We start from the raw sequence: 13,617 nt of genomic DNA on the forward strand, positions 1-13,617 counted from the left end.
AATCCCGATGCTGCGGCCGGCGCTCCGAGACGGTGCGCCAAAAAACGACGGAATCCCGCCCGAAAGCCGGGCGGCTGGGTCAGTGAGGCCCGATTCTAAACGACCCGCAAGGGGCGGCTCGACCGGCGCGCCCGGCTCGCGTCAGGTCGCCTCGGCCTCAATCGCGTCGGCGAAGGTCTCGAACGGCTGGGCGCCGACGATCTTCTCGTCGCCGATGATGAAGGTGGGGGTCGAGCTGATCTCGAACTCGTCCGCGTAGGCGTTGCGGCTGTCGCGCAGCGCGGCGAACAGCGCCTCGTTCTGGAAGCAGGCGTCGATCTCGCCCGCGGACATGCCGGCGAAACGCCCGATCTGGGCGAGCGCGCCGAGCACGTCCTGGGAGGTCGACCATTCCGGCTGCTGATCGAACAGCGTCTCCAGCAGCGGATAGAAACGATCCTCCGGCGCGCAGCGCACCAGCATCGAGGCCGCGACGGCCGGGCCGTTCAGCGGGAAGTCGCGATAGATCAGCTTGGCGCGCCCGGCTTCGATATAGGCGCTCTTGAGGCGCGGCAGGGTGTCCTGATGGAAGGCGCGGCAGTGCGGGCAGCTCAGCGAGGAGTACTCGTAGATCGTCACCGGCGCGTCCGGATCGCCCAGCACGCGGTCCTGCATCATCTCCTCGACGGAGCGCGCCTGGGCGTAGGCCGGGCGCACGAGCCCGGCGGCGCCGAGCGCGACCGCGCCGGCGCCCAGGGCGAGACCGTGGAAGCGGCGGCGGGTGAGGGCGGAAATCTCGGTCATGGCGCTGGCGTCTCCTCGAAACTGCCGGGTCCGTCGAAGCGGCGCGGAGTATAGGGGCGGGGCCGCAGCCCGACAACCGCAACAGGACCCCGCGCCCGAGGCGCTAACCCTGATCGGGTTTTGCGGCGAGAGTGCGGCGCATCACGCTGCGCCCAAGGCGCTTTAGATGCGCGCGCAGCTCCGGATCCTCGATATGCGCGACGCGGGCCTCAAGCGCTTGCTCCTCCGCCTCGCTCAAGGCGCGCAGCGGCTTGGGCGCGGCTTTGCGCGGAGCGTCGGCGCCGGCGCGGCGGATCGGCGCTTGAATGAGCTTCAACCGCTCGACCGCCTTGTAGCCGAAATGGGTGTTGATGCGCTCCACCACCAAGGGCTCCAGATGCATGAGTTCCGTGGCGAGCGGCCCGTCCACCCGCACGCTGAGGACGCCGCCGTCGCGCCGGCCGCGCGGGAAGCGGAGGCCGTCGGGCTGGGACTGGCGGGCGAGCTCCGCGCCCACGATCTTGGTCCAGTCGGTGATGATCGTCGCGCTGGTGAAGCCGCGCTTGCCGATCGCCTGTTTGGTCAGCGCCGGGGCCAATGCGCCGATCGCGCGCACGCCGCCGCGGCGCTTGTCGTCGCGCTTCTTCGCGGAGGGGGAAGGGCGGGCGGACTCGTCGCTCATGACGCGGGCGCGACCTCTCGTCAAACCGGCTGCAGGCGCTATAGTCACACGCGCCGGGCGACGGCGAAAGGCCGGCGCCCATTCTCAAGACGCTCCAAGGCGATTCATGGCGCGACGCGCGAAATCCGCCCCTACGAAAGCCGAAAAGGCGGCCGCCGAGGCGGCCGTCCTGCCGCTCGCCGGGGCGTCGGATCCGCACGGCGTCGCGCCGACGCTGCTCGCGTGGTACGACCGCCATCGCCGCAGGCTGCCGTGGCGCGCCGGGCCGGAGGAGAGGGCCGATCCCTATCGCGTCTGGCTCAGCGAAATCATGCTGCAACAGACGACGGTCGCGACTGTCGGCGGCTATTTCCAGCGCTTCGTCGAGCGCTGGCCGACGGTGGGCGATCTGGCGGCGGCCGCGCTCGACGACGTCCTCGCGGAATGGGCGGGGCTCGGCTACTACGCCCGGGCGCGCAATCTGCACGCCTGCGCCCGGGCCGTCGCCGCGACGCCGGACGGTCGCTTTCCGGAGACGGAGGAGGGGCTGCGCGCGCTGCCCGGCGTCGGCGCCTACACGGCGGCCGCGATCGCCGCCATCGCCTTCGACCGGCGCGCCGTGGTGATGGACGGCAATATCGAACGGGTGACGGCGCGCCTGTTCGCGGTTGAGACGCCGCTGCCGGCGGCGAAGCCGATCCTCTACGCGTTGACCGACCGGATCACGCCGACGCGCCGGGCCGGCGATTTCGCGCAGGCGATGATGGATCTGGGCGCGACAATCTGCACCCCGCGCAAGCCGCGCTGCATGCTGTGCCCGCTTCAGACGTTCTGCGCCGGCCAGGCGGTCGCCGAGCGGCTGCCGGCCAAGGCGCCCAAGAAGGCCAAGCCGACGCGCCGCGCCGTCGCCTTCTGGATTGAGCGGGCGGACGGCGCCGTGCTGCTGCGCCGCCGGCCGGAGGAAGGGCTGCTCGGCGGCATGCTGGAGACGCCCTCGACCGACTGGACCGAGGCGCCGCCGCCGGCGATCGAGGCGGCGCGGCCCGCGGCGCCGATCGCGCTGTCCGATCCGCTGGAGCGCGCGGGCGTGGTGCGCCACACCTTCACGCACTTTCACCTGGAGCTCGACGTCGTGCGGGCCCGCGCGGCGGACGAGGCCGTTCCGGCGGATTGCCGCTGGGTCGCGCCGGACGATCTCGGCGGGGTCGCCTTGCCGACCGTCATGCGCAAGGTGGCGGAACGCGCCCTGGGAGCCTAGGTTAGGCGCGCCCATCGGATCAGACGGACCTAGCTTTCATGGACAAGGACACCATAACCCGCCCGTTCGAACGGTTCGCCCAGATCGACAGCTGGACCGAGTTCTGGACGCTGACCGTCGAGGTCTGGGAGCGCGGCGTCTGGGGCGTCGATCTCGGCCGCATCCTGATCGCGATCGGCATCTTCGTTCTGTTCATGGGGCTGCGCCGGCTGTTCACCTGGGCGGTGCTGGCCAGGCTCGAACGCTACGCCGCGCGCACCGACACCCGCGTCGACGACAAGGCGGTGCATGCGCTGCAGGCGCCGGTGCGCTTCGTGCCGGTGGTGCTCGGCGTCTTCTTCGCCACCAACTACCTCCAACTCGACGGGACGGTCGAGGTTTTCGCGACCAACGTCGTGCGCTCGCTGATCATCTTCACGCTGTTCTGGGCCTTCTTCCGGCTGGTGACGCCGCTATCCTTCCTTATGGGGCGGTTGGAGCGGGTTTTCACCAGCGCGATGGTCGAATGGCTGGTGAAGGCGATCAAGACGCTGATCGCCTTCCTGGGCGCGGCGACGGTGCTTGAGGTCTGGGGGATCGAGATCGGGCCGATCCTGGCCGGTCTCGGCCTGTTCGGCGTCGCCGTCGCGCTCGGCGCGCAGGATCTCTTCAAGAACCTGATCGCCGGCATCCTGATCCTGGTGGAGCGGCGCTTTTCCATCGGCGAATGGGTCCGGGTCGAGGGGGTCGTCGAGGGCACGGTCGAATCGATCGGCTTCCGCTCCACCTTCATCCGGCGCTTCGACAAGGCGCCGGTCTACGTGCCAAACGCCCAGCTGTCCGACAGCGCGATCACCAATTTCAGCCGCATGACCTATCGGCGAATCTACTGGCTGATCGGGGTGGAGTACCGCACCTCCATCGACCAGCTGCAGCGCATCCGCGAGCGCATCGAGACCTACGTGCTGGAGAGCGACGCCTTCGTCCCGCCCGACCAGGCGTCGACCTTCGTGCGCCTGGATGCGTTCAACGCGAGCTCGATCGACATCATGCTCTACTGCTTCACCAAGACGACGAACTGGGGCGAATGGCTCGCGATCAAGGAGCAACTGGCCTATGAGGTGAAGCGCATCGTCGAAGAGGAGGGCGCGAGCTTCGCCTTCCCTTCAACCTCGCTCTACATCGAAAGCCTGCCGGCCGACCGACCCGAGGCTTTCTCGCCGCCCGAAGGAGAGGGGAAAGCCGCGCCGGCCGCGACCGGCCCGGCCCGGTCCCCGCGCGAAGACGAGGCGGACGGGCAGGGGTGATGGAAAGAAACAGGCGCCCCTCGCCCCCTTTTGAGGGGGAGGGGACGGCCCGGTCCGGCTAAGGCCCGGACTGACAGCGCCCGCCCCTCATCCCGGCCCTTTCTCCTCTGCAGGGGGCGGTCGGCAAAGGGCTAGCCGCGCAGCATCACCGCCGCCAGCTGACGCCCGTAATCCGGCTCGCCCCGCAACGTCGCGCGGCGGTAGGAGAAGAAGCGGGCCTCGTCGGCGCAGGTGTCGACGGCTTGGCTGCAGTCGACGGCGGCGAGGCCGAGGCTCGAAAGGTGCGCCTCGACGAAGCCGGGCAGGTCGAAGAGGTGTTTGCCGGGCGCGGCGGCGGGCTGAAAGAAGCGCACGCTCGCGGGGTGTTCGCGCTCGAACCGCTCGAAGAATTCAGGCCCGACCTCGTAGCTCGCCTGATTGATGGTCGGGCCGATGGCGGCGCGGATGCGGGCGGCTTGCGCGCCGAGGCGCTCCATCGCGGCGACCGTGGCGGGGCCGATGCCGGCGACCGCGCCCTTCCAGCCGCTGTGCGCCGCGCCGATCACGCCCGCCTCCGGGTCGACCAGCAGGATCGGCGTGCAGTCGGCCGTCAGGATCCCCAGCGCGAGTCCCGGCCGGTCGGTGACCAGCCCGTCGGCCTTGGGGTTTTCCGCCCGCGGCCACGGGGTCTCCACCCGGACGACGTCGGTTCCGTGCACCTGGTGGACGGTGACGAGCGGGCTTGCTTCATCGGCCAAGGCCGCCATCGCGCGTCGGCGATTCTCGCTGACGGCGTCCCGGTCGTCGTCCGAGCCGAAGCCGACATTGAGGCCTGCGTAGATCCCCGTCGACGCTCCGCCCGCGCGACCGAAAAAACCGTGCGCGACGCCGCAGTCGGCGAGGCTCGGGGCCTCCAGCCGCTCGATCGTCCGGGCGGGGGCGGGCGCGTGCATCTCCGTCATCCTTCCAACGCGGGCAGCGGCGCCGTCGCGGGTGCGGCTGCGCCCAAAACCTTGAAGAGCGTGCCCATCTGGTCCGGCGCGACGAGACGTTCGGCCTGCGCTCGGACGGCGGCGGGATCGCCCTTGCGGGCCAGCGTCGCCGCGCGCTGTACGATCCCCAAAGCTTGCAGGAAGCCCCCTTGCGTCGCAAGCGGCGCGGGGCGGCAGCCGGCCTCTGAGAAGGCGCGGGCGAGCGCGTCGAAATCGACATGGGCGGTCAGGTCGGCCTCCCCCACATGCTCCAGCACGCCGCAATATCGATGGGCCTTCACCGCTTGCAGCGTGTCGCCCGGCGCGCTCGCTCCATGACCGTAATCGACGATCAGGGCCGCGCCGCCGCAGGCCGTCAGCCGCTCCCCCAACGCCGCCGCGACGCTCCAGGCGGCCGGCGCGATCTCGACGATCGCGCCGGCGTCGGCCCTCTCGGCCGCGCGCTCGGGGATCAGGGCCGCGGCCGGACCCGGCGCCGGCGCGAGGGTGAGGGCGAGCGCGCCCGTCTCAGGCTCGAGGGCGACCAGCCGCTCCCGCCAGCCGGCGGCCGTCTTCTGAAATTGGCGGATCGGCAACGCGTCGAAGAACTCGTTGGCGACGATCAAAAGCGGCGCGCCCTCGTCCGGCAAGGCGTCGACGCTCTCCGCCCAGTCGACGGGGATCGTCTCCTGCGTCAGGGTGCGGTCCTGGGCGGCGCGCAGCGCCGGGCTGGTCTCCACCAGCGTGACGCGGAGCGCCTGCCGGAAACCCGGCGCCATGCGCGCCGCGCGCAACATGTCCGCCATGAGCGTCCCCCGACCGGGGCCGAGTTCGACCAGACGCACGCGCGCCGGCTCTCCAATCAGGCGCCACACCTCTGCGCACCACAGGCCGATCAACTCGCCGAACATCTGGCTGATCTCAGGCGCGGTGGTGAAGTCGCCGGCCGCGCCCAGCGGGTCGCGGGTCATGTAGTAGCCGTGCTGCGGGTGGCCCAGCGCCAGCGCCATGAACTCGGAAATCGGGATCGGCCCCTCCAGCGCCAACCGACGCTTGAGGTGGCGCAGCAGCGGGCCGTCAGGTTGCGTCATCTCAGCCTTTGGCGGGCGACGGCGGGCGGGTCAGCGCGCGCCGCACCAGATAGAGCCCGCCCAAAAGCATCGGCAAGGAGAGGATCTGGCCGTAGGTGATCCAATCGGGCAGACCGCCGATCGGCACCTCGGGCGCGCGGAACAGCTCCGCGATCGTCCGCGCGATCGCGTAGCCGACCAGGAACAGCCCCGAGATCAGCCCCGGCCGGCGCAAGCCCCCCCAGAATTTAAGCGCCGCCAGGATCAGCAGGAACAGCGCCAGGCCTTCCAGCGCCGCCTCATAGAGCTGGCTCGGGTGACGCGGCTCCGGCCCGGCGCGCGGGAAGATCACGGCCCAGGAGACGTCGCTCGGCCGGCCCCAATGCTCGCCGTTGATGAAGTTGGCGACGCGCCCCAACCCGATGCCGATCGGCGCGCCCGCGCACACGATGTCCGTCAGCGAGAAAAGCGGCAGGCGATTGACCTTTATGAAGATCAGCATCGCCGCGAGCACCCCCAGCAGACCGCCGTGGAAGGCCATGCCGCCCTTCCAGACCTGCAGGATCTCCAGCGGATTGGCGAAATAATAGCCGGGCGCGTAAAACAGCACCTGGCCCAGGCGCCCGCCCACGATCACCGCGATCACGGCCCAGGTCAGGAATCGGTCGATGTGCGCGGGCTCGATTTCATAGGGGCTGCGAAGCGCAAGCCGCATGCCCCAGCGCCAGGCGATCAACAGCCCCGCGATATAGGCGAGCGCGTACCAGCGGATCGCGACGGGCCCGATCTGCAAAGCGATCGGGTCAAGATCATGAATGTAGAAACCGTCCATCAGGCTCTCGGGCGCGCCGCGTCAGCGATAGGGGTCGTCGGTCGACAGATAGCCGCGCACATAGGCCGCCACGCCGTCCTCAAGCGAGGTCGCCGGACGGTCGTAGCCGGCCGCGCGCAGCCGCTCCATCTTCGCTTGCGTGAAATACTGGTAGTGTCGGCGGATGTGCTCCGGCGTGTCGATGTAGTCGATGGCGGGCGCGACCTCCAGGGCCGCGAAGGTCGCCTCGGCTAGGTCTTTGAAGCTGCGCGCTGCGCCCGTCCCGCAGTTGAACAGCCCGCTGACGCCGGCGTTGTCGTAGAGCCACAGCATGACCTCGACGCAGTCGCCGACATAGACGAAGTCGCGCTTCTGCCCGCCGTCCTCATAGTCCGGATGGTGCGATTTGAAGAGCTTCACCCGGCCTTGGTCGCGGATCTGTTCGAAAAGCTGATGGGCGACGGAGCGCTGGCCGCCCTTGTGGTACTCGTTCGGGCCGTAGACGTTGAAAAATTTGAGGCCGGCCCACTGCGGCGGCGCCGCGCCTTGGTCGGCCAGCCGCACGGCCGTCTGATCGAACAGGTTCTTAGACCAGCCGTAGGGGTTGAGCGGGCGCAAGGCCGAGAGCGCCGCCGGATCGGGATCGTCGTCAAAGCCTTTCGATCCGTCGCCGTAGGTCGCGGCCGAGGAGGCGTAGATCAGCCGCACGTCATTCTCCGCGCACCAGTACCAGAGGCGCTGCGAGAGGGTGAAATTGTTGTGCAGGATGAAGTCGACGTCCGTCTCCACCGTGGAGCTGCTGGCCCCCATGTGGAAGATCGTCGACACGCTGGAGCCGTTCTCCGTCAGCCAGTCCAGCAAATCCTCGGGCTCGATGACGGCGGCGATCGGGTGCTTCGCCAGATTGCGCCATTTGTCGCCCTCGCCGAAACGATCGCAGACGGCGATGCTTTCGTAGCCGCGCTCGGCCAACGCGCCGACCAAGTTGGAGCCGATGAAGCCTGCGCCGCCCGTCACCAGAAGCATGGTCGTCCGTCCCGCGTCGTTTCGTCGCTCGCCGATCAATCGCTCGGCCGATTAATCGCTCGGCCGGTCTTACCGCGCGGACCCGAGCCCCGCAAGGGACGGCGCGCCGCCGGCCCGACATTGCGCGAGCGCCCGCGCCCTCTATATGGTGCGGGACGACGGATTTCCCGATTCCCCGAACGGCGGAGCCGAACAGCGATGCAGACAAAAGGCAGGATTTTCGACGATCTGGCGCGCGTGGCCAACGGCGCCGCCGGGACGCTGTCCGGCGTCCGGCACGAAATCGAGGGCGTGGTCAAGCAACGGCTCGAACGCGTCCTTGCCGATATGGACCTCGTCGGCCGCGACGAGTTCGAGGCCGTGAAGGAGGTCGCCGCCAAGGCGCGCCTCGAGCAGGAGGCGCTGGAGGCCCGCGTCGGTGAGTTGGAGGCGGAGGTCGCGCGCCTTGCCGCGTCGGGCGGCCCGTCCAAGGGCGGGCGTGCGCAAAAGGGTCGGGCGAAGAAAGCCCAGCCTAAGAAGGCCGCGGCGAAAAAGGCGGCGGCCAAGACGGCGGCGGCCAAGAAAGCCTGAACCGTCGCGGCCTGTACCGCGTAGACTCTGGCATGACCTTAACGTTTCCCAACCCGTCGATCCCGTTTCGCTTAGGCCCGTTTCGCTTAGGCTCCGTCCGCTTGGGCGCGATCCGCGCCGCGCAGGCTTCGGTCGCGGCGGCGATGCTGGCGACGGCCCTGCTCGCGGCCGCGCCGGCCCTCGCGCAATCCTCGCCGCAGCTTACGGTCGAACCGGCCGGCGGTTGGCGCAGTACGGAGCTGATCGACCACCCGCTCGTGGGCCGCGTCTACGACGCCCGGCGAGAGCGCTTCATCCCGCGCGCCGCCCTGATCGAGAGTCTCGCCGCCGCGCGCTTCGCGCTGCTGGGCGAACGTCACGACAACCCGGACCATCACCTGCTGCAGGCGGAGATCGTGCGCGCGCTCGGTCGCGCCGGCGCCGCGCAAGCGCTCGTCTTCGAAATGCTGACGCCCGAGCAGGCGCCGGCCTTGCCGGCGCGCGGGGCGGCCGACGTCGATCTCGACGCGCTCGGCCTGGATTTGACGTGGGAGGCGCGGGGCTGGCCCGATTGGTCGCTCTATCGCCCGATCTTCGCGGAGGCTATGGCCGCGCGCTTGGCGCTCGCCCCCGGCGCGCCGGGGCCTGAGGCGCTGCGCAGCGCCGCAACGGCGGGTCTGAAGGAGGCGTTGCCCGAGCCGGAGCGCGCGAGGCTCGCGCTGGGCGAGCCGATGGCGGAGGCGGATCGGGTTCGGCTGCTCGAGCAGCTTTTCGAAGCCCATTGCGGCTACGCTCCGCGGGACAAGCTGTCCGGGATGCTGGACGCCCAGCGCCTGAAGGACGCGGCGATGGCCGACGCGTTGATCGAACAGGCGGGCGCGCACGGACCCGCGCTGCTGATCGCCGGGGCCGGTCACATTCGAGAGGATTGGGGCGTTCCCGCCTATCTCGATCGGCGCGACGCCGGCGTCTACGCGACGCTGGCCTTCGCGGAGGCGCGGCCCCGCGTCGACGATCCGGGCGTCTATGTTCCCCGGGATGCGGGCGGAGAGCCGGCGGTCGACTTTCTGTGGTTCACGCCGCGCGTCGATCTGGACGATCCCTGCGCCAAGTTCGAAGATCAGCTGGAAGCGATGGGCGGCGCCGCCCGATCGCAGTGAGCGAGGACGACCGATCGTCATGGCCAAGGCTCTCCCCTACCGGGCGCGCACCGCAAGCGGCGAGGTGTTCGAGATCGAGTTTCCGCTGCACGGCGACACCGTCTCGCCGATGCGGGTGAGCCAACTGGTCACCGCCATCCTCGACGCGGTGGAGCGCGACATCGGCATCGCGGGTGAGACGAGCAACGGCGACGTGCTGCAGGCCGTCGCCATGGCGGCGGCGATTCGCGCCCGCATGATCCACGCGCCCCCGACGGTGACCGAGAAGATCACCCGCGAGCTGCTGGAAGCCGCCCTCGAGGGCGCGGCCCGCGCGACGCACAGCGCGCCGACGTCGGGGCGGGCGTAAGGGAGCGGGGCCGCTCCCGCTCGCGCGCCCCTTATCCCAGACGAAAGCCCGGGTCCGTTCCTGCGCCCGCACCCCTATCACAAAACTTTCCTGAAATAGGCGATTGCGGCGGATTCAAGCCTGTGGCAGGCTAAATCTCGTGTTGCGGTTGGAGTTTTCCACAAGATATCGCGGCAAGCCCAAGATCGGCTCTTGAGTCGGCCGCGGTCGACGGGCAAGACTCCCAGCCGCGCCCGTTGGAGCAGGCGCCCGACGCCAGGCTGAGGAGGATCTCTTATGACCGCGCTGCTGGTCGAAACCGCAACCTCCGCGCCCAATCCCCTCGACGTTCTCGAAGCGATGTTCACCGCCAACGAATGGCCGTTCGAACGCTCCGACGAGGACGAGATGGTGGTCGAGACCACCGGGGGCTGGTGCGACTACCGCATGTTCTTCGCCTGGCGCGAGGATCTGCACGCGCTCTATTTCACCTGCGGTTTCGATCTGAAGATCCCGCGGGACAAGCGAAAGGGCGTGACCGATCTGCTCGCCTTCATCAACGAGAAGATGTGGCTCGGCCATTTCGACCTGTGCTCCGAAGACGGGGCGCCGACCTTCCGGCACACGCTCCCGACGCGCGGGGTCAAGAGCTTTTCGGTCGAGCAGTTGGAAGATCTGATGGACATCGCGCTGGCCGAGTGCGAGCGCTTTTATCCGGCCTTCCAGTTCCTGCTCTGGGGCGGCCACAGCCCGGAGGAGGCGATCGCGGCCGCCCTTCTCGACTGCCGCGGCGAGGCCTGACAGCCGGCTTTAACCGCGCCGCCGACGCCTGTACCCTCCCGGCCGAAGACGCTGCTTCGGTCTGAGGGAGAGTGACGCCATGAGCGAGAAATTGACCCGTCCGCTGTTGTTGATCGGCTGCGGCAAGATGGGCGGGGCGATGTTGGACGGCTGGCTGAAAAGCGGGGTCGCCGCCGCCGGCGTCCATATCGTCGATCCGACCGGCGCCGCGCCCTTTCAGGGCCGCGATCGCGTGACGATCCATGCCGGCGCCGACGATCTGCCGGACGACCTTGATCCCGAAGTCGTCGTGCTGGCGGTCAAGCCGCAGCAGATGGACGACGTGCTGGCCCCGCTCGCGCGGTTCGCAGGGCCTGAAACGCTGTTCGTCTCGGTCGCCGCCGGCAAGACGATCGGCTATTTCGAACGCATGCTCGGAGCCGAGGCGGCGATCGTGCGCGCCATGCCGAACACGCCGGCTGCGATCGGCCGCGGCATAACCGTCTGCTGTCCGAATGAAGTCTGCAGCGCCGGCCAGAAGGCGCTGGCGGAACGCCTGCTGAAAGCGGTCGGCGAAGCGGAGACGGTCGAGGACGAAGCGCTGATCGACGCGGTGACCGGACTGTCCGGCGGCGGCCCGGCCTACACGTTTCTGTTGATCGAATGCATGGCGAAGGCCGGCGTCGAGGCGGGGCTGCCGGATGCGCTCGCCGCGAAGCTCGCGCTGCACACGGTCGCCGGCGCGGGCGAGCTTGCGATCCAGAGTGACGAAGAGCCGGCGGAGCTGCGCCGCAACGTGACCTCGCCCAAGGGGACGACGGAGCAGGCGCTGAATGTGCTGATGCGCGAGCAGGACGGTCTCGGCCCGCTGATGACCGAAGCGATCGCCGCCGCGACGCGCCGATCGAAGGAGCTCGCGGGATAGCGCGCTTGTCCGGGGGCGCGTGGCGGCCCATCTCATAATCCCGGACAGGCAACGCTAGCGGAGAGAGGCATGGCGCAGAACGCAAGGCCCGATCGCGATCAGATGCTCGATCGCGCCGTCGATGCGGCGCTCAGGCTGGCTGCGCGCGACGGTTGGGCGCGGGTTCGCCTGGAGGACGTCGCCGGCGAGGCGGAGATGTCGCTCGGCGCGTTGCGGCGGCTGACCCCGGACAAGACAGGCCTCATCGTGCGCTTCATCGCCCAGGCGGACGCGGCCGTTCTATCCGAGGAGAGCGGCTTCCGGCCTGAAGACAGCGTGCGCGATCGGCTGTTTGATCTGTTGATGCGCCGGTTCGACGAGTTGGACGCGCACAAGTCGGGCGTCGAAGCGGTCTTCCAGGACGTGCTGCGCGACCCGCTCGCTTTGATGGTCGTGGCGCCGGCCGGCGTACGCGCGCTCGGCTGGTATTTGGAGGCGGCGGGCGTCGGCGCGGACGGGCCGCTCGGCGCGCTCCGGGTCAAGGGGCTCGCCGCCGTCTGGCTGCACGCCCTGCGCGCCTGGTTCGAAGACGACAGCGAGGATCTGGCCAAAACCATGAAGGCGCTGGACCGGGCGTTGGGCCAGGCGGAAAGCGTCGCCGGCTGGCTGGAAGGACGCCGGCCGGACCCGCGCGGGGCCGACCCCGATCGACCGGGAGATCCGGAAGGCGAGGCGGACGCGGGGCCTGCGTCAGACCCGGGAACGGATCCGTCCGACGAGGCCGCGCCGAGCGCTCGCTAAGGGGCTTCATTGTTGTGCAGTGCAGCAAATTTCCCTTGACGCTCGCGCGACGAAGGCCATATAGAAGGCGTGGATGCTGCAGTGCAGCATGAGAGCGCGACGGCGCATTGGGCGGTGAGGGAGCGTCGTCACCCCCGTGAGCGGACGCCGCAAAACCGTCACGGATTTGACCAGAGCTGCGGGTTAAACGTTGCAACGGCGACGAAGCCCGCCCGACGACCCAAGGGAGCGAAACCATGGCCCAGCAAAAGTCGCAGACGAATTATTTCGATCCGAAGAACAACCCCTTCTTGGACCCGAAGAACAATCCGTTCCTCGACCCGTCCAAGAACCCGTTCCTGAGCGCCGACGTCTCCAAGATGTTCGGCGGCTATCAGGCGCCGGAACTGAAGGATCTGATGGACAGCCAGCGCAAGAACTTCGAGGCGCTGGCCCAGGCCAACAAGACCGCGGTGGAGGGCTTCCAGGCCGTCTTCACCCGTCAGGGCGAAATCCTGAAGCAGATCATGGACGAGGCGAACGCGTCGCTGCAGGCGATGAACGCGTCGGGCAAGCCGGACGCCGCCGCCGCGCAGAACATCGACCAGATCAAGGACTCGCTCGAGCAGGCGGTCACCAACATGCGCGAGCTGTCGGAGATGGTTTCGAAGTCTCAGCAGGAGGCCTTCGACATCCTGAACGGCCGCATGACCGAGCAGCTGGACGAGATCAAGAAGCAGATGGACGCCGCCAAGAAGTAAGCGCCGGCGACCTGTTGCATGCGAAGCCGCCCCGGCCCCTGGCCGGGGCGGTTTTATTTTGCCCGGTGCGCCTGCGCTTGCTAAAGCCCGACCCCTGTTGGCGAACGACGCGACGGGGAGAGTGCGGATCATGAGCGAGCAGGCGCCCGAGATCGGTTTCGACGAGTTCCTGAAGGTGGACGTGCGCGCAGGCACGGTGCTGCACGCCGAGCCCTATCCCGAGGCCCGAAAGCCGGCGATCAAGCTGTGGATCGATTTCGGCCCGGAGATCGGCGAGCGCAAGACGTCCGCCCAGATCGCCAAGCATTACGACCCCGCAACGCTGCCGGGTCGGCAGGTTCTGGCGGTGGTCAATTTCCCGGCCAAGCAGATCGGCAAATTCATGTCGGAATGCCTCGTCCTCGGGCTCGACGACGGCGAAGGCGACGCCGGGATCGTGCTGTTGCGCCCCGACCAGGCGGTCCCGAACGGCCAGCGGATGCACTAAAGCGCGCGCCCGGGCGTTGACGGATCCGCGGTTGCGGCCGCGGA

16 protein-coding genes are annotated in these 13,617 nt (G+C 69.1%); 10 read left to right on the top strand and 6 right to left on the bottom strand.

Annotated elements, in window-relative coordinates; genetic code table 11:
• Positions 1 to 141 precede the first annotated feature (141 nt).
• Complete coding sequence (locus tag RIB45_RS07070) at positions 142 to 783, bottom strand: DsbA family protein (RefSeq protein WP_350049539.1); 642 nt, start codon at positions 781 to 783, stop codon at positions 142 to 144.
• Positions 784 to 886: 103 nt separating this feature from the next.
• Positions 887 to 1,444, bottom strand: a complete 558-nt coding sequence (locus RIB45_RS07075) for a DUF721 domain-containing protein (protein WP_350049540.1) — start codon at positions 1,442 to 1,444, stop codon at positions 887 to 889.
• Between the two features lie 106 nt (positions 1,445 to 1,550).
• On the opposite strand from RIB45_RS07075, the gene mutY reads away from it, so the two are divergent.
• Together mutY and RIB45_RS07085 are read left to right on the top strand one after the other, a co-directional pair.
• Positions 1,551 to 2,681 (top strand): A/G-specific adenine glycosylase, encoded by a 1,131-nt coding sequence (gene mutY, locus RIB45_RS07080; RefSeq protein ID WP_350049541.1) that lies wholly within the window; start codon positions 1,551 to 1,553, stop codon positions 2,679 to 2,681.
• Positions 2,682 to 2,719: 38 nt separating this feature from the next.
• The gene (locus RIB45_RS07085; RefSeq protein ID WP_350049542.1) at positions 2,720 to 3,967 is read left to right on the top strand and encodes a mechanosensitive ion channel family protein; all 1,248 of its coding nucleotides are present in this window, start codon (positions 2,720 to 2,722) and stop codon (positions 3,965 to 3,967) included.
• Positions 3,968 to 4,098: 131 nt separating this feature from the next.
• On the opposite strand, the gene pgeF is transcribed toward RIB45_RS07085, so the two are convergent.
• The 4 genes from pgeF to rfaD are packed head-to-tail and all read right to left on the bottom strand — an operon-like array spanning position 4,099 to position 7,824.
• A complete protein-coding gene (gene pgeF, locus RIB45_RS07090) occupies positions 4,099 to 4,899 on the bottom strand; it encodes a peptidoglycan editing factor PgeF (RefSeq protein ID WP_350049543.1) in 801 nt (266 codons plus the stop codon).
• A 5-nt stretch (positions 4,900 to 4,904) separates the two neighbouring features.
• Positions 4,905 to 6,008 carry a class I SAM-dependent methyltransferase gene (locus tag RIB45_RS07095; protein ID WP_350049544.1) on the bottom strand — a complete coding sequence of 368 codons (1,104 nt, stop codon included), beginning with the start codon at positions 6,006 to 6,008 and terminating at the stop codon, positions 4,905 to 4,907.
• Position 6,009: 1 nt separating this feature from the next.
• The gene (gene lgt / locus RIB45_RS07100; protein WP_350049545.1) at positions 6,010 to 6,819 is read right to left on the bottom strand and encodes a prolipoprotein diacylglyceryl transferase; all 810 of its coding nucleotides are present in this window, start codon (positions 6,817 to 6,819) and stop codon (positions 6,010 to 6,012) included.
• A gap of 21 nt (positions 6,820 to 6,840) precedes the next feature.
• Positions 6,841 to 7,824 (bottom strand): ADP-glyceromanno-heptose 6-epimerase, encoded by a 984-nt coding sequence (rfaD, locus tag RIB45_RS07105; RefSeq protein ID WP_350049546.1) that lies wholly within the window; start codon positions 7,822 to 7,824, stop codon positions 6,841 to 6,843.
• A 198-nt stretch (positions 7,825 to 8,022) separates the two neighbouring features.
• On the opposite strand from rfaD, the gene RIB45_RS07110 reads away from it, so the two are divergent.
• The 8 genes from RIB45_RS07110 (at position 8,023) to RIB45_RS07145 (ending at position 13,573) form a co-directional block, all read left to right on the top strand.
• On the top strand, positions 8,023 to 8,394 hold the full coding sequence (locus RIB45_RS07110) for an accessory factor UbiK family protein (RefSeq protein WP_350049547.1): 372 nt from the start codon (positions 8,023 to 8,025) through the stop codon (positions 8,392 to 8,394).
• A 101-nt stretch (positions 8,395 to 8,495) separates the two neighbouring features.
• Positions 8,496 to 9,533, top strand: a complete 1,038-nt coding sequence (locus tag RIB45_RS07115; protein ID WP_350049549.1) for a ChaN family lipoprotein — start codon at positions 8,496 to 8,498, stop codon at positions 9,531 to 9,533.
• Between the two features lie 19 nt (positions 9,534 to 9,552).
• Complete coding sequence (locus RIB45_RS07120) at positions 9,553 to 9,882, top strand: hypothetical protein (RefSeq protein ID WP_350049550.1); 330 nt, start codon at positions 9,553 to 9,555, stop codon at positions 9,880 to 9,882.
• 276 nt (positions 9,883 to 10,158) lie between these two features.
• Complete coding sequence (locus RIB45_RS07125) at positions 10,159 to 10,662, top strand: type III secretion system chaperone family protein (RefSeq protein WP_350049551.1); 504 nt, start codon at positions 10,159 to 10,161, stop codon at positions 10,660 to 10,662.
• Positions 10,663 to 10,741: 79 nt separating this feature from the next.
• On the top strand, positions 10,742 to 11,566 hold the full coding sequence (gene proC / locus RIB45_RS07130) for a pyrroline-5-carboxylate reductase (protein ID WP_350049552.1): 825 nt from the start codon (positions 10,742 to 10,744) through the stop codon (positions 11,564 to 11,566).
• Positions 11,567 to 11,635: 69 nt separating this feature from the next.
• On the top strand, positions 11,636 to 12,346 hold the full coding sequence (locus RIB45_RS07135) for a TetR family transcriptional regulator (protein WP_350049553.1): 711 nt from the start codon (positions 11,636 to 11,638) through the stop codon (positions 12,344 to 12,346).
• Between the two features lie 236 nt (positions 12,347 to 12,582).
• Positions 12,583 to 13,086, top strand: coding sequence for a phasin family protein (locus RIB45_RS07140; protein ID WP_350049554.1), 504 nt, complete (start codon positions 12,583 to 12,585; stop codon positions 13,084 to 13,086).
• 130 nt (positions 13,087 to 13,216) lie between these two features.
• Entirely contained in the window at positions 13,217 to 13,573 is a 357-nt protein-coding gene (locus tag RIB45_RS07145; RefSeq protein ID WP_350049555.1) for a tRNA-binding protein, read from the top strand.
• The last annotated feature ends 44 nt before the right edge of the window (positions 13,574 to 13,617 follow it).

It is taken from the genome of Marivibrio sp. (assembly GCF_040218065.1).
In the GTDB taxonomy this organism is placed as follows: domain Bacteria; phylum Pseudomonadota; class Alphaproteobacteria; order UBA8366; family Aestuariispiraceae; genus Marivibrio.